Consider the following 22488-nt stretch of genomic DNA (forward strand, 5'->3'; position numbering starts at 1 on the left):
GGTGCTTCAGTGTCTCCAGCCGCTACGTTAGCACGGCTATGCGACAACGCCGCGCGCGCAGGCGATCCGACAGGCGCATCCGCTACAATGCCCCGATCCCGTTTGAAGCCTGCCCATGAGCCAATCGCCCTCTTCCCGTCGTCCCGTATTGCGCGCCCTGGTGGCGGGCGCCGCGCTCTCCGCGCTGTCCTTCCCGGCATTCTCGCTGGCCGCCAAGAAGGCCGCCAAATCGCCCAAGCGCCGCGTTGCGGTGCATGAGGAAGAGATCGATCCCGACCGTTACCGCAACAACCCGCAGACGCAGGCCTTCATCGGCATGCTGGTCGGCCAGTACAACTTCGATCGCGCGTCGCTCGATACGCTGTTTGCGAGCACCGCCTATTCCGCCACGGTGGCGCGCCTGATCCTGCCGCCGGCCACGCCCGCGCGCCGCAGCTGGACGGCCTATCGCGGCCGCTTCATCGAGCCCATCCGCATTAGCGCCGGCGTGCGGTTCTGGCAGCAATACGGCGACACCCTGCGCCGTGCAGAGAAGGAATTCGGCGTGCCGGCCGACGTGATCGTCGGCATCCTGGGCGTGGAGACCATCTACGGCCGCGACATGGGCAACTTCCGCGTGATCGACGCGTTGTCGACACTCGCCTTCGATTACCCCGACACGCCCAACCGCGAAGACCGCAGCACGATGTTCCGCAACCAGCTCAAGGACTTCCTGCTGTGGTGCCGCGACACCGGCACGGATGCGTTCTCGGTGCTGGGTTCATACGCGGGCGCGGTCGGCATTCCGCAGTTCATGCCGACCAGCATCCGCGAATACGCCGTGGACTATGACAAGGACGGCCACATCGACCTGCGCAACAGCGCGGTGGACGCCATCGGCAGCGTTGCGCGTTTCCTGCAGATGCATGGCTGGGAGCCGAACCGGCCCGTGATGTGGAATATCGCCGGCGACACGGACAGCCAGGGCATTGCGGCGGCGGCGGCCGACGGACAGCCGTATCCGCGCATGACGCTGTCCAAGCTCACGCGTGCGGGCCTTGCGCTGGCGCCGGGCGTCGATGCCGCCCGCGAGCAGGAAACCGATGTGCTGATGATCGACCTGCCCACTCCCGGCCAGCCGACCGAATACCGCGTCGGCCTGCGCAACTTCTACGTGCTCACGCGCTACAACCGCAGCTTCTTCTACGCCGCGGCCGTGTACGAACTGGGCCAGGCCGTGCGACAGGCGATGCAGGGTTGATCCGCCGCCGACGCAAACAAAAAGCGCAGCCGAAGCTGCGCTTTTTTCATGGCGGCGCCGAGTCTCGTCAGGCCGGAAACACGCCCGTCGACAGGTAGCGGTCACCGCGATCGCACACCACGAACACGATCGTCGCGTTCTCGACTTCTTCAGCAATCCGCAGCGCCACGCACAGTGCGCCCGCCGCCGAAATCCCGCAGAAGATGCCCTCTTCGCGCGCCATGCGACGGGCCATGTGTTCGGCGTCGGATTGGCTCACGGGCTCGGTGCGGTCAATGAACTTCGGATCATAGATCTTCGGCATGTACGCCTCGGGCCACTTGCGGATGCCCGGAATGCGCGAACCCTCTTCCGGTTGCGCGCCCACAATCTGGACGGCCGGGTTCTGCTCTTTCAGGAAGCGGGAGACGCCGGTGATGGTGCCCGTCGTGCCCATCGCCGAAACGAAGTGGGTGATGCGGCCTTCGGTCTGCTGCCATAGTTCCGGGCCAGTGGTCTCATAGTGCGCGAGCGGGTTGTCCGGGTTGGCGAACTGGTCGAGGATGACGCCCTTGCCTTCCTTCTCCATTGCATCAGCCAGGTCGCGTGCGTATTCCATGCCACCCTTGACGGGGGTCAGGATGATCTCCGCGCCGTAAGCCGCCATGCTCTGGCGGCGTTCCACCGACAGGTCTTCCGGCATGATCAGCACCATCTTGTAGCCGCGGATGGCGGCCGTCATGGCCAGCGCAATGCCGGTGTTGCCCGACGTGGCTTCGATGAGCGTGTCGCCGGGCTTGATACGGCCGCGCGCCTCGGCGTGCTTGATCATGGACAGCGCGGGGCGATCCTTGACCGAGCCGGCCGGGTTATTGCCCTCGAGCTTGCCGAGGATGACATTGCCGCGGCGCGCATTGGCCTCGCCGGGGATGCGCTGGAGCTGAACCAACGGCGTGTTGCCAATGGTGTCTTCGATGGTGAGATAAGCCATGATGCAAGCGGGAAGAGAATCAGGCCATTGTAATGCAGCATGAAAGCCCTGCCCGGCACATGGCAAAACGCCCCGCTTCAAGCGGGGCGTCGTCACTGCGCTGAACTGCTTACTTCTTCTTCGGATCCTTGGCGTCTTTCTTCGCTGCGGCCGGCGCAGCCGCTGCCTTGCCAAACGTCAGCCCTGCGCTTTCGAGCTTGGCCAGCGTCTTGTCGCCAATGCCGGGCACGCGGGCCTTGAAGTCGGCGGCATCTTTGTACGGGCCGTTCTTGGTCCGTTCTTCAACGATGACTTTGGAACGCTTCGGGCCGATGCCGGACAGCGTCTCCAACGCGGCATGGTCCGCCGTATTCACATCCACCGCCGCCCACGAGACCGACAGCATGGACAGCGACATCAACGCAACGGCCAACAGCTTCTTCAACATGTGCTCCTCCTGAGTTCAGAGATAAAAAAACCGCCACAAGGCGTGGCGGTCTCGACACATCTTAAAGAGCATCACCGGGATGCGGCAGCAGACTCACAAAAAGTCACGCGCTGTCTTATTGCTGGCGATCGGTCAGACCGGCTGCTTCAGCAACCATTGACAGTAGCGCTCGACGCCTTCCTGCACCGTCAGGAACGGTGCCGTGTAGCCCGCCGCGCGCAGTCGCGATTGATCCGCCTGCGTAAAGCACTGATATTTCCCGCGCAGCGCGTCCGGAAACTTCACGTATTCGATCAGGCCTTCCTGTGCCAGCTCTTCAGTAGAGAGCACCGGTTTGCCTTCGGCTCCACGCAGCGTATTCACCACCGTCGTGGCGATGTCGTTGAAAGGTTGAGCGCGGCCGGTGCCGAGGTTGAAGATGCCCGACTTGTCCGGGTTGTCGAAGAAGAACAGGTTGACCTTCACCACGTCTTCCACCGACACGAAGTCCCGCATTTGGCCGCCTTGCGGGTAGCCGTTGTACTCGCCGAACAGCTTGACGGTGCCTTCGCTGCGGAACTGGTTGAAGTTGTGGAACGCCACCGACGCCATGCGCCCCTTGTGCTGCTCGCGCGGGCCGTACACGTTGAAGTAGCGGAAGCCGACGATCTGCGACAGCGCCGTCGGCATGACACGGCGTACCACCTGATCGAACAGCAGCTTGGAATAGCCGTACACGTTGAGCGGGCGCTCGAACTCGGGCTCCTCGCGGAAGGTTTCCGAGGCGCCATACGTGGCCGCCGACGACGCATAGAGGAACTGCACGCCCTGGTCCAAGCACGCGCGCATCACCGCCAGCGAGTAGCGGTAGTTGTTCTCCATCATGTAGCGGCCGTCGGTCTCCATGGTGTCGGAGCACGCGCCCTCATGGAAAATCGCGCGGACCTTGCCGAACTCGCCGCGTGCAAAGCGTTCAACGAACTCGGTCTTGTCGAGGTAATCGCTGATCTGGCAGTCGACGATGTTCTTGAACTTGTCGGCACGCGTGAGGTTGTCGACAGCAATGATGTCGGTCTCGCCGCGCGCGTTCAGGCCCTTGACGATGTTGGCGCCGATAAAACCTGCCGCGCCGGTAACGATGATGGTCATGATGCTTGGGAGAAAAGTTCTGCGTGAGTGACGACCGCTGTGCCCAGCTTGCCGACCACGATGCCGCCCGCGCGGTTGGCGTACTGCACGGCTTCCTTGATGTTGGCGCCGGCGCCCAGCAGCGTCGCCAGCGTGGCGATAACGGTGTCGCCCGCACCCGACACGTCGAACACCTCGCGCGCCTGGGCCGATACGTGCAGCACCTCGTGCTCGGTGTAGAGCGTCATGCCCTCTTCCGAACGCGTGAGCAGCAGCGCTTCGAGCTGCAGCTCACGACGCAGATTCTGTGCGCGGATGGTGAGGTCCTGCTCCGACTTCCACGTGCCGACAACCTGGCGCATCTCGGCGCGGTTGGGCGTGATCATGGTTGCGCCCTTGTAGCGCGAATAATCGTCGCCCTTCGGGTCGACCAGCACGCGGCGGCCCGCCTGGCGGGACACCTCGATCATCTTGCCCACGTGGGTGAGACCGCCCTTGCCGTAGTCGGACAAGACCACCACGTCGTGCTGCGGTGCCAACGCGCCAAAACGATCGAGCACCGACATCAGCACTTCGTGCGTGGGCGGGTTCTCGAAGTCGACGCGGATCAACTGTTGCTGGCGCGCCAGCACCCGCAGCTTGATCGTCGTGTTGACGGCCGGGTCGCGATGCAGGTGGCCGGTGACATGGCTCTCGCCGAGCAGCGTTTCGATGCTGCGGCCGGGCTCGTCGTCGCCAACCACGCCAAGCATGCCGGCCTGTGCACCGAGCGCCGCCACGTTGCGCGCCACGTTGGCAGCACCGCCCAGACGCTCATCCTGCCGCTTGATCTGCACGACAGGCACCGGCGCTTCCGGCGAAATCCGGTCGACGTCGCCAAACCAGTAGCGGTCGAGCATCATGTCGCCAACCACAAGGATGCGGGCGGCGTGGATCTGTTCGGAAACGGGCGTAGTCATGAGTCTAGAGTTTCGGCAGCAGCCGAGGTCACTGCGATTACGATTGGGTGGAGCGCCCGATGGCCTGGTATTCAAAGCCCGCATCGCGCATGGCTTGCGGCTCGAACAGGTTGCGGCCGTCGAACACCATCGGCGTCTTCAACAGGGCCTTCACGGCGTTGAAGTCGGGGCTGCGGAACGCCTTCCACTCTGTCACGATGACCAGCGCGTCGGCGTCCTTGAGCGCGTCCATCTGACCAGTGCAGAACGTCACGCGTTCCAGTTGCTCGGCAGAAAGATCGAGCGCCAGTGCATGACGGGCCTCTTCCATCGCAACCGGGTCATAGACCTGCACGCGTGCACCGCGCGACAGGAGTGCCCCGATCAGGATGCGGCTCGGTGCTTCCCGCATATCGTCGGTGTTCGGCTTGAATGCCAGACCCCAGATGGCGAAGGTGCGGCCGGTCAGGTCCGCGCCCATGCGGTCTTCGATCTTGCCGACCAGCACTTCCTTCTGCTTGTCGTTGACGGCCTCGACGGCTTCGAGCACGTGGAGCGTCTGACCGTACTCCTGCGCGGTGCGCACCAGCGCCTGCACATCCTTCGGGAAGCACGAGCCGCCGTAGCCGGTACCGGCGTAGAGGAAGCTGTAACCGATGCGCGGGTCCGAACCGATGCCCAGGCGCACGAGTTCGATGTCAGCGCCCACCTTGTCGGCCAGGTTGGCCATCTCGTTCATGAACGAGATGCGCGTGGCCAGCATCGAGTTGGCAGCGTACTTGGTGAACTCGGCCGAGCGCACATCCATGTAGAAGGTGCGTTCATGGTTGCGGTTGAACGGTGCGTACAGCGTGCGCATCATCGACTTGGCCTTCAGGCCGTCGGCATCGCCATACGTGCCGAGCACGATGCGGTCCGGGCGCATGAAATCGTCCACCGCCGCGCCTTCTTTCAGGAACTCAGGGTTCGACACCACCGAGAAGCCGACGTCCGACTTGCCGCGCGCGGCCAGCACTTCCGCCACAGCTGCACGTACCTTGTCGCCAGTGCCCACCGGTACGGTCGACTTGTCGACGATCACCTTGAAGCCATTCATGTGCTGGGCGATGTTGCGCGCGGCGGCCAGCACGTACTTCAGGTCAGCGGAGCCGTCTTCATCGGGCGGCGTGCCGACGGCGATGAACTGCACATCGCCGTGCGCCACGCTGGCGGCCACGTCGGTCGAAAACTGGATGCGCCCCGCCGTGCGGTTGCGCTCAATCAGCTCCTTCAGGCCCGGTTCGTAGATGGGCACGCCGCCGGCGTTGAGCAGGTCGATCTTTTTCTGGTCGACGTCGAGGCAGAACACGTCGTTGCCAAGTTCCGCCAGACATGCGCCGGTGACCAGACCGACATAACCGCTACCGATGATGGTGATTTTCATACGAACACTTCAAAGATTGAAAAAGCGCCGACGTGGACTACGTGAGCACACCACGCCGGACTGAATTACATGCTGGCACCACCGCTGCCGCCGAGGGTCTCGGTACGGCGCGGTGCATAGGTTTCCCAGCGGTTGCAACCCGGGCACTGCCAATAGAACAAGCGCGCGCGGAAACCGCATTCCTGACAGGTATAGCGGGCCAGGTTGCGCGTCCGGCTTTGCAGCAGATCGCGAATGGCACCGAGATCCTGCGCGCGCTGGATATCAGCATTGCTGCCCGCCTCGACAGGATCGGCCAGCGCGCTCTCAGCCACATCAGCCGTAGCAGACACCTCATGGCTGACCGCCTCCGACGCACGCGTTGCCTCCGCTTCCACCAGTCGCGTCAACGCCATCAGCGATGGCTGGCGACGAATCTGGTCGCGCATCAACGCCACGGCATCGTCGATACCGTGCACATCCAACTCGTATTTGTAGACCGTATCGAGCAACTCCGGGCCCAGGCGGGCGTCCATCTTGGAGCGCAGCCACGCCAGCCCTTCGGCGGCACGCCCGAGCTGCGTATACGCCTTCATCAGTCGCTCGGCGACCAGCGGCAGGAAGGCCACATTCTGCTGTTCAATGCTGCGCCAGCGCTTGATGGCGCCTTCGACGTCGCCCTGACCTTGCGCCACATCGCCCAGTTGGATGGTGGCGCGCACGTTTTTGGGGTTCTCCTGCAGCGCGCGTTCCAGCCACTCCACGGCGGCGGGCACGTCCTTGCGTTGCAGTGCTTCCTGCGCCAACTCGCAGCAGAACTGTGCGATCTGGACGGCGTAATCCTTACCCTGCAGTTTCTGCAACTCACGTGCCGCTTCAATGGCCTTGCGCCATTCCTTCTCGATTTCGTACAGCTCGAGCAGCACGCGCTTGGCCGGCTCGGCGAATGTGCCTTCCATCAACATGCGCAGAGATTCCTCGGCGCGGTCCAGCAAGCCGGCTCGCAGGAAATCCTGGCCAAGCTCATACAGCGCATGATCGCGCTCATTGGGCGGCAGATCGGGGCGGTTGACGAGGTTTTGATGCACGCGGATCGCGCGTTCAGTTTCGCCGCGACGGCGGAACAGGCTACCCAGCGCAAAGTGCAGCTCGGTAGTTTCCGGGTCCAGGCGGGCAACTTCAATGAAGGCGTCGATGGCCTTGTCCGGCTGCTCATTGAGCAGGAAGTTCAGCCCCTTGAAGTACGAGCGCGGCAGCGACGATTGCTCGGTGCGCAACTGACGTGCATCGAGGCGCGCGGCCACCCAACCCAAGCCGAACACCAGGGGGATGGCCAACAGCCACCAGAGATCAAAATCCATGCGTCAGACCTTGGGGCCGGGAACGTGATACGGGGAATCGGCGACCACTGCCGCAGGCGCCTCAACGGCCTCCTCCGCCTTCTTCATACGGCCGATCTGGCGGCGCAGGCGGCTTGCGGCAAAGCGATGCCGCACCACACGCGGCGCCATCGCCAGCATGGCAAGAAGGATGCCGGCCACGAAGAACGCCAGCGCAATCAGGATCAGCGGTGCGTGCCAGACCACACCAAACGGCAGCACGAGCGAGACTTCCGCCGTGTTGTGCAGTGCCAGCACGAAGAGCAGCACAAACAACAGGATGCGGATGACCCAGACGAGAAATTTCATGCGGATTCGGAAACGGACGGCGGTGCGATGGCCAAATGCAGCGCGATTGCCGGGTTGTGCCGCATTGTAGCGGATTCATCCGCCGGCCAGCCACGCGCGAGCGCGTGCGCGAGTGTGCCGCGACAATAAAAAACGCCCCGGCAGAACCGGGGCGTTTCTGAAACAACCTTTGCGACCAGGACTCACCGCGACATGACCAGCGGCACCGCCATATCCGCTGAAAATCCAGCGGTCGAGCGTTTGCTGTCAGCCTGTCGGGCTGCCTTGACAGCCGAGAGCGACACTGCTGGCTCACCCTCCGAAGAGAGTTCGCCTTGTCGCTCCAGACTGCGGTCGACCCGCTCGCGCAACTCCTTGCCTGCCTTGAAGTGCGGCACCCGCTTCTCGGGCACCAGCACCTTCTCGCCGGACTTGGGGTTGCGACCGACACGCGGCGGACGACGATTCAGACCGAAGCTGCCGAACCCGCGGATCTCGATGCGGTGGCCGTCTGCCAGGGCGTCGGACATCGCATCCAGGATCGTCTTGACCGCGATGTCCGCATCCCGCAGCAACAGCTGCGGAAAGCGGGCGGCCAGCTTTTCCACGAGTTCGGACTTGGTCATGGGCATCGTGCGCGTCCTTGCAGGTCGAACGTGGATGCTTACTGGTTAGTTTCGTTCAGCTTGGCCTTCAGCAGCGCGCCGAGGTTCGTGGTACCAGCGGTGCCGGTATCCGCAGCGAACTTCTGCATCGCTTCTTGCTGGTCAGCGCTGTCCTTCGCCTTGATGGAGACGTTGATGTTGCGCGACTTGCGATCGATGTTGACGATCATCGCGGTCATCTGTTCGCCTTCCTTCAGCACGTTGCGGGCGTCTTCCACGCGGTCGCTCGAGATTTCCGAAGCGCGCAGGTAGCCTTCCACGTCGTCAGCCAGCTGCACCACGGCACCCTTCGGATCAACGGCCTTGATCGTGACGTTCACGATCGAACCCTTGTCGTTGGTCGAGATGAAGTTGTTGAACGGGTCGCCCGACAGCTGCTTGATACCCAGCGAGATGCGTTCCTTGTCGATGTCGATGGCCAGCACAACAGCTTCCACCTCGTCGCCCTTCTTGTACTTGCGAACGGCTTCTTCGCCAGTCTCTTGCCACGACAGATCCGACAGGTGCACCAGGCCGTCGATGCCGCCCGGCAGACCGATGAACACGCCGAAGTCGGTGATCGACTTGATCTGGCCCGACAGCTTGTCGCCCTTCTTGTGGTTGCGACCGAAATCGTCCCACGGGTTGGCCTTGCACTGCTTCATGCCCAGGCTGATACGACGCTTGTCTTCGTCGATATCCAGAACCATGACTTCCACTTCGTCGCCCAGCTGGACAACCTTCGACGGCGCCACGTTCTTGTTGGTCCAGTCCATTTCCGACACGTGGACCAGGCCTTCGATACCGGCTTCGATCTCGACGAACGCGCCGTAGTCGGTCAGGTTGGTCACCTTGCCGAACAGGCGGGTGCCTTGCGGGTAGCGACGCGAGATGCCGACCCACGGATCTTCGCCCAGTTGCTTGACGCCCAGCGAGACGCGGTTCTTCTCTTGGTCGAACTTGAGGATCTTGGCGGTGATTTCCTGGCCAACCGACAGCACTTCGCTCGGGTGACGCACACGACGCCATGCCAGGTCGGTGATGTGCAGCAGACCGTCGATGCCACCCAGATCCACGAACGCGCCGTAGTCGGTGATGTTCTTGACGATACCGTTGACGATCGCGCCTTCCTTGAGCGTTTCCATCAGCTTCTGACGCTCTTCGCCCAGCGTGGCTTCAACCACGGCACGGCGCGACAGCACAACGTTGTTGCGCTTGCGGTCCAGCTTGATGACCTTGAATTCGAGGGTCTTGCCTTCGTACGGCGTGGTGTCCTTGATCGGACGCACGTCGACGAGCGAACCCGGCAGGAATGCACGAATACCGTTGACCATGACGGTCAGGCCGCCCTTCACCTTGCCGGTCACGGTACCGGAGATGATCTCGCCGGATTCCAGTGCCTTCTCAAGGTTCAGCCACGAAGCCAGGCGCTTGGCCTTGTCGCGCGACAGGATGGTGTCGCCGTAGCCGTTTTCCAGTGCGTCGATCGCGACCGAAACGTAGTCGCCGACTTGCACTTCCAGCTCGCCCTGGTCGTTCAGGAATTCTTCGACCGGAACAAATGCTTCAGACTTCAGGCCCGCGTTCACAACGACGAAGTTGTGGTCGATACGCACAACTTCCGCAGAGATCACTTCGCCAGCCTTCATATTGGACTTGGCGATCGACTCTTCGAACAGGGCGGCAAAAGATTCGTTAGTTTGGGACATAAAAGATAGGCATCCGCAGAACATGCCTCGCATGGCTTTCGCTGATGATGGGCGAAGACAGGTATGCGGGGTTATGAGTTGAACAACCGCCGACAGCAACATGCCGCCGGCACCGATCGAACCAGTTCAGCCGGCTCAGTTCGCCTTGTTGGCGCCCTGCACCTGCCGGTACCAGTCCAGTACCTGCGCAACCACTTCATCGACCGACATGTCGGACGAATCCAGTTGCCGCGCATCTTGCGCCGGACGCAGCGGCGCGACACTGCGGGTGCGATCCCGCAAATCACGCGCTTCCAAGTCCTGCGAAAGACTTTCCACTGTAGCAGAAAAACCCTTTGCAATCAATTGTTTATAGCGCCGCTCGGCGCGTGCCTGCACGCTCGCCGTAAGGAACACCTTGAGCACCGCTTCAGGGAAAACCACGGTGCCCATGTCGCGTCCGTCGGCCACGAGGCCGGGCGCTTCCAGGAACGCCCGCTGACGTGCATGCAGCGCCTCTCGCACGGCGCCATGCACGGCAATCGCCGAAGCTTGGTTGCCGACCGATTCGTGACGTAGCGCCAAGCTCACATCTTCGCCCTTGAGCCAGATGTGATCGGCCTTGAAGCGCACATCCAGCGTGCTGGCGATGCGCACGAGGCTATCGACGTCGTGATCGTCGACGTTTTCACGCATGCTGGTGAGCGCCACCAAGCGGTACAACGAGCCGCTGTCCAACAGGTGAAAACCCAGCAAATCGGCAACCTGATGAGCGACCGTGCCCTTGCCGGATGCGGTCGGGCCGTCGATGGTGATGACCGGATACGGCGTGGAAGCAACGGTGTCGGACATGATGAAAATCTGGCGGTTAATTGCGTCTCAGGCGGTAATGCCGCCGAACGCGGTGAAATATTCCGGGAAGGTCTTGGCGACGCAGCGCGGATCGTTGATGCGCACCGGCACCGGGCCGAAGGCGGCCAACGAGAACGCCATCGCCATGCGGTGATCGTCGTAGGTGTCGATGCCGCCAGCGGGCGAGGTCCATTGCGACGGGGGCGTCACGCGGATGTAGTCAGCGCCCTCTTCCACCTCGGCGCCGAGCTTGCGCAGTTCAGTCGCCATGGCGGACAGGCGGTCGGTTTCCTTGACACGCCAGCTGGCGATGTTGGTGAGCGTGGTGGTGCCGTCCGCAAACAGCGCGGCCACGGCCAGCGTCATCGCCGCGTCCGGGATGTGGTTGCAATCCAGCTCGACCGCGTGCAGCTTGCCGTCGTCGCGCTCGACACCGCGGACTTCGATCCAGTTGGCGCCGGCCATGACGTTGGCGCCCATGCGGTTGAGCGCGTCGGCAAACCGGACGTCGCCCTGAATGCTGGACATGCCAACCCCCTCCACACGCACCGGCCCACCGCCCAGCGCGCCGGCCGCCAGAAAGTACGATGCCGATGAAGCATCGCCTTCCACGAAAATCTCGCCCGGCGCCTTATACGTGATGCCGGTCGGAACGGTGAACGACGCCCAGCCGTCACGCTCTACCTGCACGCCAAAGCGCGCCATCAGGTTCAGCGTGATCTCGATGTAGGGCTTGGAGATCAACTCGCCAACCACTTCGATCGTGACAGTGCCGGCGGACTCCACCAGCGGCAGCGCCATCAGCAGCGCGGTCAGGAACTGGCTCGACACATCGCCGCGCACGCGGATGGGCGCGTCGATCTTGACGGGTGCGGCGTGGATCGCCAGCGGCGGGTAGCCTTCGTTGCCGGTGTAATCGATGCGCGCGCCGACTTGGCGCAGGCCATCGACCAGATCGCCGATCGGGCGCTCGTGCATGCGCGGCACGCCGTGCAACGTGTACTCGCCACCTTGCAGCGCGAGCGCGGCAGTCAGCGGGCGAATGGCCGTGCCGGCGTTGCCCATGAACAGATCGGCGGATTTGTTCGGGAAACGGCCGCCCGTGCCGGTGACGCGGTAGGCGTTCTCGCCCAGGTTTTCGACCGGGACACCCAGCTTGCCGAGCGCATCCAGCATGACGCGCGTGTCATCGGAATCAAGCAGGTCGCGCACAACGGTTTCGCCCTGCGCGAGCGCGGCCAGCAACAGCACGCGGTTGGAGATGCTCTTCGAGCCCGGCAGCTTGATGGTGCCGCGCGCAGACTTCAGCGGACCGACGTCGAGATGTTCCATGAATCCAATCAGTTCAAAACAAACGTTATTCGGGTTGCGCGCCGTTGCCACCTTCCGGGGCCACGCGCTGCGGCCAAGCAAGGCGCGCTTCGCTCGCGCGGCGGAACACGCGTTCAAGCGAAGCGCCATCACGCTCGGCAATCATCGTCTTCAGACGACCGATCACCGCTTCATATGTATTCAGTTCGCGCAGCAGCGCTTCGCGGTTCGACAAGCAGATGTCGCGCCACATCTCGGGCGACGATGCGGCGATGCGCGTGAAATCGCGGAAGCCACCGCCGGCAAAATCGAGCTTGAGTGCGCCATCTTCGGCATTGATGATCTGCGCCACCAGCGCGTACGACAACACATGCGGCAGATGGCTGACGGCGGCAAACACGGCGTCGTGCTGCACGGCCGACATGATGTGGCAATGCGCGCCTGCCGCTTCCCACATGGCCTGCACACGCTCGACATCAGCGCGGCGGTTTTCCTGCAGCGGGCAGAGTACGGCCTTCTTGCCGACATAGAGATCGGCCAGCGCAGCCTCCACGCCGTTGAGTTCTCGGCCGGCAATCGGGTGCGCCGGCACGAACTGGCTGACCTGATCGCCCAGCGCCGTCTTGGCCGCCATGATGACGTCGGACTTGGTGCTGCCGGCATCGGTGACGATGGTGTCGGGGCCGAGGTGCGGCTGCATGGCGAGCAGCAGTGGCAGCGTCTGCGCCACGGGCGCGCACAGCACGACCATGTCGGCGCCACGCACGGCCTCTTCCATCGGCAGCGCTTCGTCGATCACGCCCAGCCGGATCGCCGTCTCCAGCGACGCAGCTGACCGCCCGACGCCCACGATATGCCCGACCACGCCGGCGCGTCGCAACGCCAGTGCAAGCGACCCGCCAATCAGGCCGACACCGACAATCACCAACCGGGAACTGGAAAAAGAAGAGGCCACAACACCGCCCTGCCAGAAAAAAGCAAAGCGGCATTGTAGCCCGATGTGCGGAGCGCGACGTTCCCGCTAGTGCGCCGAGGGATAGGACCCCAGCACCTTGAAATACGCCGCGTCATGACGCAGCTTTTCGAGCGCGCGCGCCACCTGCGGGTCACGCTGATGGCCTTCCACGTCGACGTAGAAGTAGTACTCCCACGCCCCGCTGCGGGCCGGACGCGACTCGAAACGGCACATCGACACGCCGTTGTCCGCCAGGGGCGCCAACAGCTTGTAGACCGCACCGGCCTCATTCGGCACCGACAGGATCAGCGAAGTGTGATCGCGCCCGCTCGGCTCCGTCTCGTAGTTGCCGATGACGACGAAGCGCGTGCGGTTGTGCGGATCATCTTCCACGTTGGCCCGCACCACATGCAGCCCGTAGCGGTTGGCCGCCTGAACGCTGGCCAGCGCGGCGACGGTTTCGTCCTCACCCGCCATGCGCGCGGCCTCGGCGTTGCTCGACACGGCTTCGCGCGGCAGGTTCGGATAGTTCGTGTTGAGCCAGCGCTGGCACTGCGCCAGCGCCTGCGCATGCGCGCGCACCACCTTTACCTGCGACATGTCGCCCGTCTTGTGCAGCAAGTTGTGATGCACCCGTAGCGCGATCTCGCCGCTGATCTTCAGCGATGTCTGCAAGAACAGATCGAGTGTGCGCGACACCACGCCTTCGGTCGAATTCTCGACCGGCACCACGCCGCAATCAACCGTGCCGGACTCCGCCGCACGGAACACCTCATCGATGCTCGGGCACGGCATCGGCTGGATCTCGTGGCCGAAATGCGCAACCACCGCCTGCTCGGAGAACGTGCCCGCCGGGCCGAGGTAGCCGATGCGCAGCGCCTGTTCCAGGCCACGGCAGGCGGACATCACCTCGCGCCAGATGGCGGCGATGCTCTCGTCATGCAGCGGGCCCGCATTGCTCGACTGCATCTTGCGGATGACCTGCAGTTCGCGGTCCGGCCGAAACGCCGGCGACGAATAGCGCTTCTTCACCTCGCCCACTTCCTGCGCCACCTTGGCGCGGTCCGAGAGCAGCGTGAGCAGCTGGCTGTCGATGGCATCGATCTGCGTGCGCAGCGGCGCCAACTCCGCCGCCAATGCGGCGTCCTTGTTCTGTTTCGTATCGTCTGACTGACTGGTCATTGTAGAAATCGGTTCGGCAACGGATTGCGGATTGCAGATTGCCTCGCGAAGCAAACGCTTCGCGCTATGTTCTGGGCTGATCGGGCGCCTGCCTTAGGCGGAAGCCCGCTCAAACTCGCGCATGAAGTCGACCAGCGCTTCCACGCCTTCCAACGGCATCGCGTTGTAGATGCTCGCCCGCATGCCGCCCACGGACTTGTGGCCCTTGAGCTGCACCAGCCCGCGCTCGCGCGCCTGCGTCAGGAACGCCTCGTTGCGGGATTCGTCGTTGAGGAAGAACGGCACGTTCATGCGCGAACGGCACGTCGGATGGATTTCATTGCGGTAGAAGCTGCTGGCATCGATAAAGTCGTACAGCATCTTCGACTTGACGATGTTGCGCGTCTCCAGTGCTTCGACGCCGCCCTGACGCTTGATCCACTGGAACACCAGCCCGGCGATGTAGATCGCGTAGGTAGGCGGCGTGTTATACATCGAGCCGTTTTCGGCCACGACGCGCCAGTTGAATGCCGACGGGCACAGCGGGTGGGCATGGCCGAGCAGGTCCTTGCGCACGATCGCGATGGTCAAACCGGCCGGGCCGATGTTCTTCTGCGCGCCGCCATACAGGACCTGATAGCCATTCCAGTCGATAGGCCGCGAGAGGATATGGCTCGACACGTCGGCCACCACCACACGCCCATGCGCCTGGCCCACGTCCGGCGTGTGCTGATATTCCACGCCGACGATGGTTTCGTTCGTGCACAGGTGCACATAGGCCGCGTCAGACGACAACTGCCACTTCGATACGTCGGGAATCTTGTGGAAACGCTCGGCCTCGCTAGTGGCAGCGATATTCACCTCGCCGTACTTGCGCGCCTCCTGCTGCGACTTCACCGACCACGTACCGGTGACGACATAGTCAGCCTTCGGAGCGTCAGCCGATAGCCGGCGCATCAGGTTCAGCGGCACGATGGCGTTCTCGGCGATGGCACCACCTTGCAGGAAGAGGATTTCGTAGTTGTCCGGCACCGCCAGCAATGCACGCAGATCGGCAAAGGCCTGCGCCATGATGCTTTCGAACTCGCGCCCGCGATGGCTCATCTCCATCACGCTCATGCCGCTGCCGTGCCAGGAGAGCATTTCCTCCTGCGCCTGTTCCAGCACCTCGGTCGGCAACACTGCCGGACCTGCCGAAAAGTTGTACACGCGCGCCTGGCTGGCTTGAAGAGCTCGATCCGCTTGGTTCATGGGGCGAAGGACAAAAGAAAAATGGCTGTCTGGGCGCAAACCCAAACAGCCATTATCCACCAACTGGCGGCGCGACGGGGATTGCGCCCCGATCGTCGGCCTAAGCCGGTCAATTACTTCGAAGCGGCGGAAATTTCCTTGTCAGCCATGTCGCGCATCTTCTTGCCGACTTGCGGGCCGTACTTCTGCATCACGCTGCCCCACACTTCCTGCATGGCCTTGCCTTGGTTGGCCATGAACTTCTGGCCGCTCGGCGTCTTCAGGAATGCAGTCAGGTCCTTGATCTCCTGGGTCGAGTAGTACTTGCCCAGCGAGTCGTAGTGAGCCTGCAGAGCGTCCTTCTGGAACGCGGCCGTCTCAAAATCCTTGCCTGCACCGTCGGTCATGCGCTGCACTGCGCCGTTCTTCTTCAGCTTGTCGACCGCAGCCTGCTTTTGCTTGTCAGTCAGAGTCTTGTTCTCGACCAGTGCCTGTTCCAGCACCAGCGGGGCTTCCTGCTTGGCACCGTTTTCGAGCACTTCACCTTGGCCCTTGATCGCTGCGTCAACGTTCATCGTCGTCAGCAGGTCCTTGATGGCTGCGGTCTTGTCGGCGTCACCGGCCTGCGCGAACGCAAACAGCGGAGCGAAACCGGCCACCACGATCAGATGTTTGAGTTTGAGACTCTTGTGCATTGTTGCTCCCTTAAGATAAGCGTTGCGTTTAGGCCGGGCGTGTGACGCAAAAGTTCCAATCCCTTGCCGCGCATAGGTCCGGCATCATGACAGAACTGCGCCCGGCGGCAAGCAAAAGATGTTTCTAATTATGTCTCGATGCTGCCATCAGACTGCATATCGGCATCGGGGGCAGCTTCCGCTGCATCCGGACCCTCGGCCCCTTCCGCGCCCTCGGCGTCGGACTCCACCACACGTTGCAATCCGGACAGCTTGTTGCCCTCACCCACCGAGATGAGCGTGACGCCCTGCGTAGCGCGGCCCATTTCGCGGATCTCGTCCACACGCGTACGAATCAGCACGCCGCCAGTCGTGATCAGCATGATTTCGTCTTCCGGCGCCACAAGCGCGGCGGCGACCACCTTGCCGTTCCGCTCGGTGGTCTGGATGGCGATCATGCCCTTCGTGCCGCGGCCGTGGCGGGTGTACTCGGAGATCGGCGTGCGCTTGCCATAGCCGTTTTCGGTGGCGGTCAGCACGCTGCCAGCACCGCTCTGGGCACCTTCGCCCTCGGTTTCGGCGGGCGCGACCAGCATGGCGATCACCTGCTGGTTCTCTTCGAGATTCATGCCGCGAACGCCGCGCGCTTGGCGGCCCATCGGGCGCACATCGTTCTCATCGAAGCGCACTGCCTTACCGGCGTCGGAGAACAGCATCACGTCGTGCTGGCCATCGGTGATATCCGCACCAATGAGGAAGTCGCCCTCGTCTAGGTCCACGGCGATGATGCCGGCCTTGCGCGGGTTCGAGAACTCGGTGAGCGCTGTCTTCTTCACGGTACCCTTCGAGGTGGCCATAAAGACGAAATGCTGCTCGTCGAATTGCTTGACCGGCAGGATGACGTTGATCTTCTCGCCCGGCGACAGCGGGAACATGTTGACGATCGGGCGGCCGCGCGAGTTGCGGCTGCCTTGCGGCACCTCCCAGACCTTCAGCCAGTACAGCCGGCCGCGATTCGAGAAACACAGGATGTAATCGTGCGTGTTGGCGACAAATAGCGTGTCGATCCAGTCGTCTTCCTTCGTTGCAGCCGCTTGCTTGCCACGCCCGCCGCGCTTCTGTGCGCGGTATTCGGAGATCGGCTGGCTCTTCATATAGCCGCTGTGGGACAGCGTCACCACCAGATCTTGCGGCGTAATGAGGTCTTCTGTATCCAACTCCGTGGCATTGTGCTCGATCTGCGAGCGACGCTCGTCGCCGAATTCCGCGCGGATCGCGGTGAGTTCCTCGACGATGATGGCAGTAATCCGTTCCGGACGTGCCAGGATATCCAGCAGGTCGGCGATCTGCGCCATCACTTCGCGGTATTCCTGGACGATCTTGTCCTGCTCCAGCCCCGTGAGGCGTTGCAGGCGCATCTGCAGGATTTCCTGCGCTTGCGTGTCGGACAGTTTGTACAGGCCATCGCCCTGCATGCCGAATGCTGGCAACAACCCTTCCGGACGATACGCCGCGCCACCGCCCGAGGTTTCGCTCTCGGCACGAATAAGCATGTCGCGCACCAAGCCCGAATCCCAGCTACGGCTCATCAACTCTGCCTTGGCGACCGGCGGGGTCGGCGCGGCCTTGATGATGGCGATGAACTCGTCGATGTTGGCCAGCGCAACCGCCAAGCCTTCCAGGATGTGACCACGTTCGCGCGCCTTGCGCAGGTCGAACACGGTGCGACGCGTCACCACCTCGCGGCGGTGCAGCAGGAAGCACTCCAGCATCTGACGCAGGTTCAGCAGTCGCGGCTGGCCGTCGACCAGCGCCACCATGTTCATGCCGAACGTGTCCTGCAGCTGCGTATTCTTATAGAGGTTGTTGAGCACAACCTCCGGCACTTCGCCGCGCTTGAGTTCGATCACCACGCGCATGCCGGACTTGTCCGACTCGTCGCGGATATCAGAGATGCCCTCGATGCGCTTCTCCGTCACCAACTCCGCGATGCGCTCGAGCAGCGTGCGCTTGTTAACTTGATAGGGCAGCTCGTCGACGATGATCGCTTGGCGTTGCCCGCGGTCGATATCTTCGAAGTGCGTCTTGGCGCGCATCACCACACGGCCGCGGCCAGTGCGATAGCCTTCGCGCACGCCCGAGATACCGTAGATGATGCCGGCGGTCGGGAAATCCGGCGCGGGGATCAACTCGATCAGCTCATCCACGGTCGCATCCGGATTGCTCAGCAGATGCAGGCAACCGTCGACAATCTCGTTCAGGTTGTGCGGCGGAATGTTGGTCGCCATGCCGACCGCGATCCCAGACGAGCCGTTGACCAGCAGGTTCGGAATGCGCGCCGGCAGAACCGATGGCTCGCTTTCGCTGCCGTCGTAGTTCGGCTCGAAATTGACGGTTTCCTTGTCGAGGTCGGCCAACAGTTCGTGGGCGATCTTTGACAGGCGGATTTCGGTGTACCGCATGGCTGCGGCGTTATCGCCGTCGACTGAACCGAAGTTACCTTGGCCATCGACCAGCATGTAGCGCAGCGAAAAGTTCTGCGCCATCCGCACGATGGTGTCGTATACAGCAGTGTCACCGTGAGGGTGATACTTACCGATCACATCGCCGACGATACGTGCGGACTTCTTATAGGGACGGTTCCAGTCGTTGTTCAGTTCGTGCATCGAATACAACGCACGACGATGTACCGGCTTGAGACCATCCCGCACATCCGGAAGGGCGCGGCCCACGATCACGCTCATCGCGTAAGCGAGGTACGAACTGCGCATTTCTTCTTCGAGCGATACCGGGAGTGTCTCTTTGGCGAATTGATCCATTGGGCGAACGGTGGGAGGCCTCGTAGTGATCACTACAAGGCACTGCGGTTGCGCGAATAACAGAACATTTTACCATGCCGCAAGCCCCCTCCCCCTCACCCCGACGAGCGACGCATCCTCAACCCCGGGCACGTTCCCTGCGAGGGCGACCAAAACTGTCGACCCAGTCCCCATAAGGGTTTGCGAGCCATTTACTGCCTTGTTGCGTACACACCACAAGGCCATGGTGCCCCGTTCGAATCGCTTATATTTGCTTTTTAGGAGTGCGTGCTTGTGGCACAATCCCCCAGCGAAGAGGCAGACATTGTTCGAAGTGGAGCCTTCACCACACCGAGAATGTTATACTCCGAAGAATGTATGACTTGTTTTCGTCCCATCTGCTCGCAGTCTTCTGCGGTGATCTCATCCTGAGAGGAGAAATATGAAAAAATTTGCCAAGCTCGCGTTCGCTGCAGCTGCGGTAGCTCTGACTGCATCCGCTTACGCTCAGTCCGTGCCCTACGAAAAGAAGGCCGTCAACGACAACTGGGGTAACGGCACGAGCGAGTGGGTCTGGAAGAACGGCACGAACGAACTGTGCTGGCGCAATGGCTTCTGGACGCCGGCAACTGCCAACGCACAGTGCGACGGCGCTCTGGCTCCGGCTGCTGCTCCGGCACCGGCTCCGGCTGCTCCGGCTGCTCCGGTCGTTTCGAGCGAGAAGGTCACCTTCGCCGCTGACACCCTGTTCGACTTCGACAAGGCTGTGCTGAAGCCGGAAGGCAAGGCCAAGCTGGACGACCTGGTCTCGAAGCTGAAGGGTATCAACCTGGAAGTCGTGATCGCCGTTGGCCACACCGACTCGTTCGGTTCGGACAAGTACAACGACCGCCTGTCGGTCCGTCGTGCTGAAGCCGTCAAGGGCTACCTGGTCAGCAAGGGCATCGAAGCCAACCGCGTCTACACGGAAGGCAAGGGCAAGCGCCAGCTGAAGGTTGATCCGAAGTCGTGCAAGGGCGCTCGCAAGGCACAAATCGCCTGCCAGCAACCGAACCGCCGCGTGGACGTCGAAGTGGTCGGCACCCGCAAGGCTCAGTAATTCGGTTCTCACCGAGAAAAAGCCCAGCGAAAGCTGGGCTTTTTTTTTCGTCTGTGCAACGGAATCGCCTGATCCCGCTGAACCGACAATAAAAAAACGATGACGCCAATCGCGCCATCGTTTTTCTTTGGGGCATTCACCGCCCCTCGCACGAGCCGCCTCCTCTTATTAATAGGCAGGAGTCGCCTGGTCGTTGGCAACCATGGCGCGATCACCCACGCGCAGGTTGTTCGGGTTGCGTTGGGTGACCGTCGCGACACGGCCATCATCCAGGCGCACGCTGACGCGGTACACCGTCTGGCCGCCCGCCCCGGCACGCTGCTCGACCTGGTTGCCGGCGTAAGCGCCGAGCGCTGCACCACCAATGGTCGCCACCGTGTTGCCCGTACCGCCGCCGACCTGGTGTCCCAGGATACCGCCCGCCACACCGCCGATGATCGTGCCCAGAATACCTGGGCTATTGGCCGGTGCCTGGACGGGCTGGATCGATTCGACCCGGCCATAGAGCGCACCCGTCTGCTGCGGCTGACCGCCGTACGCCGGCGGCTGACCATACCCACCGTTGTAGCCGCCGCCGTAGCCCGGTGCCGCACAACCCGCCAGCACTGCCAAGCCTGCCACACCCAGTCCCGCCAAAATCTGTTTGGTTTTCATCGATCTCTCCTTGAGCGAAAGTGACTATTGGAGGAAACGCATGCGCGTTCGTTCACCTCTGTTTCAATGTGAAACCTTTTTGCGGGCCGTCTAATTTGGTCGAGGCGACGCTTTTTGGTACATTTCCTCACCTAGCCGTTATACCCAGGCGCAGCGCAACATGACTACCATTCACGCGAACGCCGATCCAGGCGAACTCGAAAAATTCAGCGAACTTGCCCACCGCTGGTGGGATCCGAACAGCGAGTTCAAACCCCTGCACGAAATCAACCCACTACGCCTCGGCTGGATCCAATCGATCGCGCCGCTGGCAGGTAAGCGCGTTGTCGATGTCGGCTGCGGTGGAGGCATCCTCTCAGAAAGCATGGCGCGTGCCGGGGCCAACGTCAAAGGCATCGATCTGTCGCGCAAAGCATTGCGCGTCGCCGATCTGCATGGCCTTGAAGCCGGCGTGGCAGTCGATTACGAGGAGATCGCTGCAGAAGCGCTCGCCGCGCGCGAGCCCGGCAGCTTTGATGTCGTAACTTGCATGGAGATGCTCGAACATGTGCCCGATCCGGCGTCAATTGTGCGCGCTTGCGCGACACTGGTGAAGCCGGGCGGCTATGTGTTCTTCTCGACCATCCACCGCAACGCTAAGGCCTACCTGCTGGCGGTCATCGGCGCGGAATACGTGTTGAACATGCTGCCGCGGGGCACACACGATTACGCCAAGTTCATCCGCCCGTCAGAATTGGCCGGCTTTGTGCGCGCCGCCGGCCTCCAAGCCGAAGAGATGCGCGGACTCGAGTACAACCCGATCACCGACCGCTACGCCCTCACCCAGGACACCAGCGTTAATTACCTGATGGCTACGCGCCGTCCGCCCCAGGCATGATGACCGGCCGGTTTCCCGATCCGCTGGGCGCGGTGCTGTTCGATTTGGACGGCACGCTGGCGGACACGGCGCCTGACCTCGCCGCCGCAGCCAACAAAGTGCGCACCGACCGCGGCCTCGCCCCCCTGGCCTACGAGGCGCTGCGCCCTGTCGCTTCGCACGGCGCGCGGGGCTTGATTGGCGTGGCCTTCGGCGTCGGGCCCGAAGATGCGGAATTCGAACCGCTGCGGCTGGCCTTCCTCGCGAACTACGAGGCGGAAATCTGCGTACGTACACGGTTGTTCCCCGGAATGGGCGACGTGCTGGCCGAACTGGGTCGCGCGGGTATCCCGTGGGGGATCGTCACCAACAAATCGGGCCGGCTGACGGTGCCGCTGGTCGCGCAACTGACGTTTCCGGTGCCGCCGGCCTGCGTCGTGGCGGGTGACACCACGCCGCACGCCAAGCCTCACCCCGCCCCGCTGCTCCACGCAGCCCAGTCGATCGGCGTCGAGGCACGGCAGATCGTCTACGTGGGCGACGACCTGCGCGACATCGAAGCCGGCCGCGCCGCCGGCATGCCTACCATTGCCGCCAGTTACGGCTATTGTGGTAATGGGCCGCAGCCTGCGGAATGGCGTGCCGACGCGCTGATCGCCAGCGCCGCCGAGCTGATCCCGCTGCTGCTCGAATCACAACGCGCCTGAGCGCGACTCCCGGGCGAATGCCCAGCACCTTTCCGGACCGCCGCCTCCCCACGGGACGCGGCGGTCGACCGACTGACGAAGTACGCCACGCCGTGGCCGGACCGACAC

The 22488-nt window shown here is 62.8% G+C and carries 21 protein-coding genes; 4 read left to right on the forward strand and 17 right to left on the reverse strand.

Translation table 11 applies throughout. The features are described 5' to 3' along the window. Positions 1-115: 115 nt before the first annotated feature. Entirely contained in the window at positions 116-1240 is a 1125-nt protein-coding gene (gene mltB, locus NG900_RS08860) for a lytic murein transglycosylase B (protein WP_252679354.1), read from the forward strand. 67 nt (positions 1241-1307) lie between these two features. Here the strand turns inward: mltB and cysM are convergent, their stop codons facing one another. The 16 genes from cysM to gyrA form a co-directional block, all read right to left on the reverse strand. Next, positions 1308-2210, reverse strand: coding sequence for a cysteine synthase CysM (gene cysM, locus NG900_RS08865; protein WP_252679356.1), 903 nt, complete (start codon positions 2208-2210; stop codon positions 1308-1310). Positions 2211-2319: 109 nt separating this feature from the next. Beyond that, entirely contained in the window at positions 2320-2637 is a 318-nt protein-coding gene (locus tag NG900_RS08870) for a ComEA family DNA-binding protein (protein WP_252679357.1), read from the reverse strand. A 132-nt stretch (positions 2638-2769) separates the two neighbouring features. Next, positions 2770-3765, reverse strand: coding sequence for an ADP-glyceromanno-heptose 6-epimerase (gene rfaD / locus NG900_RS08875; RefSeq protein WP_252679358.1), 996 nt, complete (start codon positions 3763-3765; stop codon positions 2770-2772). Then, the gene (rfaE1, locus tag NG900_RS08880; RefSeq protein ID WP_252679360.1) at positions 3762-4703 is read right to left on the reverse strand and encodes a D-glycero-beta-D-manno-heptose-7-phosphate kinase; all 942 of its coding nucleotides are present in this window, start codon (positions 4701-4703) and stop codon (positions 3762-3764) included. Before rfaE1 ends, rfaD begins: the two co-directional genes overlap by 4 nt. A 37-nt stretch (positions 4704-4740) precedes the next feature. After that, on the reverse strand, positions 4741-6105 hold the full coding sequence (locus NG900_RS08885; protein ID WP_252679362.1) for a UDP-glucose dehydrogenase family protein: 1365 nt from the start codon (positions 6103-6105) through the stop codon (positions 4741-4743). 65 nt (positions 6106-6170) lie between these two features. Continuing rightward, complete coding sequence (gene lapB, locus NG900_RS08890) at positions 6171-7445, reverse strand: lipopolysaccharide assembly protein LapB (protein WP_252679364.1); 1275 nt, start codon at positions 7443-7445, stop codon at positions 6171-6173. Between the two features lie 3 nt (positions 7446-7448). Then, positions 7449-7772, reverse strand: coding sequence for a LapA family protein (locus NG900_RS08895; RefSeq protein ID WP_252679366.1), 324 nt, complete (start codon positions 7770-7772; stop codon positions 7449-7451). A 182-nt stretch (positions 7773-7954) separates the two neighbouring features. Beyond that, positions 7955-8383, reverse strand: coding sequence for an integration host factor subunit beta (locus NG900_RS08900; RefSeq protein WP_252679368.1), 429 nt, complete (start codon positions 8381-8383; stop codon positions 7955-7957). 32 nt (positions 8384-8415) lie between these two features. Further along, positions 8416-10104, reverse strand: a complete 1689-nt coding sequence (gene rpsA / locus NG900_RS08905; protein WP_252679370.1) for a 30S ribosomal protein S1 — start codon at positions 10102-10104, stop codon at positions 8416-8418. Between the two features lie 135 nt (positions 10105-10239). Next, positions 10240-10935, reverse strand: a complete 696-nt coding sequence (gene cmk / locus NG900_RS08910; protein ID WP_252679371.1) for a (d)CMP kinase — start codon at positions 10933-10935, stop codon at positions 10240-10242. A gap of 27 nt (positions 10936-10962) precedes the next feature. After that, positions 10963-12267 (reverse strand): 3-phosphoshikimate 1-carboxyvinyltransferase, encoded by a 1305-nt coding sequence (gene aroA, locus NG900_RS08915; RefSeq protein ID WP_252679373.1) that lies wholly within the window; start codon positions 12265-12267, stop codon positions 10963-10965. Positions 12268-12292: 25 nt separating this feature from the next. Beyond that, positions 12293-13201, reverse strand: coding sequence for a prephenate dehydrogenase (locus tag NG900_RS08920; protein ID WP_252679374.1), 909 nt, complete (start codon positions 13199-13201; stop codon positions 12293-12295). A gap of 66 nt (positions 13202-13267) precedes the next feature. Further along, positions 13268-14383 (reverse strand): prephenate dehydratase, encoded by a 1116-nt coding sequence (gene pheA, locus NG900_RS08925; protein ID WP_252679376.1) that lies wholly within the window; start codon positions 14381-14383, stop codon positions 13268-13270. A 93-nt stretch (positions 14384-14476) separates the two neighbouring features. Continuing rightward, entirely contained in the window at positions 14477-15613 is a 1137-nt protein-coding gene (gene serC, locus NG900_RS08930; RefSeq protein ID WP_252679378.1) for a 3-phosphoserine/phosphohydroxythreonine transaminase, read from the reverse strand. Positions 15614-15726: 113 nt separating this feature from the next. After that, a complete protein-coding gene (locus NG900_RS08935; RefSeq protein WP_252679380.1) occupies positions 15727-16287 on the reverse strand; it encodes a DUF2059 domain-containing protein in 561 nt (186 codons plus the stop codon). 128 nt (positions 16288-16415) lie between these two features. Beyond that, positions 16416-19085: a DNA gyrase subunit A gene (gene gyrA / locus NG900_RS08940; protein WP_252679382.1), complete on the reverse strand. Its 2670-nt coding sequence runs from the start codon at positions 19083-19085 to the stop codon at positions 16416-16418. 421 nt (positions 19086-19506) lie between these two features. On the opposite strand from gyrA, the gene ompA reads away from it, so the two are divergent. Next, positions 19507-20163 carry an outer membrane protein OmpA gene (gene ompA, locus NG900_RS08945; RefSeq protein WP_252679383.1) on the forward strand — a complete coding sequence of 219 codons (657 nt, stop codon included), beginning with the start codon at positions 19507-19509 and terminating at the stop codon, positions 20161-20163. A gap of 168 nt (positions 20164-20331) precedes the next feature. Here the strand turns inward: ompA and NG900_RS08950 are convergent, their stop codons facing one another. After that, positions 20332-20817, reverse strand: coding sequence for an outer membrane lipoprotein (locus NG900_RS08950; protein WP_252679384.1), 486 nt, complete (start codon positions 20815-20817; stop codon positions 20332-20334). A gap of 160 nt (positions 20818-20977) precedes the next feature. Here NG900_RS08950 and ubiG point away from each other — a divergent pair, with 160 nt between their 5' ends. Then, complete coding sequence (gene ubiG / locus NG900_RS08955; protein ID WP_252679389.1) at positions 20978-21694, forward strand: bifunctional 2-polyprenyl-6-hydroxyphenol methylase/3-demethylubiquinol 3-O-methyltransferase UbiG; 717 nt, start codon at positions 20978-20980, stop codon at positions 21692-21694. Further along, positions 21691-22380, forward strand: coding sequence for an HAD-IA family hydrolase (locus tag NG900_RS08960; RefSeq protein WP_252679391.1), 690 nt, complete (start codon positions 21691-21693; stop codon positions 22378-22380). The genes ubiG and NG900_RS08960 overlap by 4 nt, the downstream gene beginning before the upstream one ends. Positions 22381-22488 lie beyond the last annotated feature (108 nt).

This window comes from Ralstonia soli, from assembly GCF_023955655.1.
Taxonomy (GTDB): domain Bacteria; phylum Pseudomonadota; class Gammaproteobacteria; order Burkholderiales; family Burkholderiaceae; genus Ralstonia; species Ralstonia soli.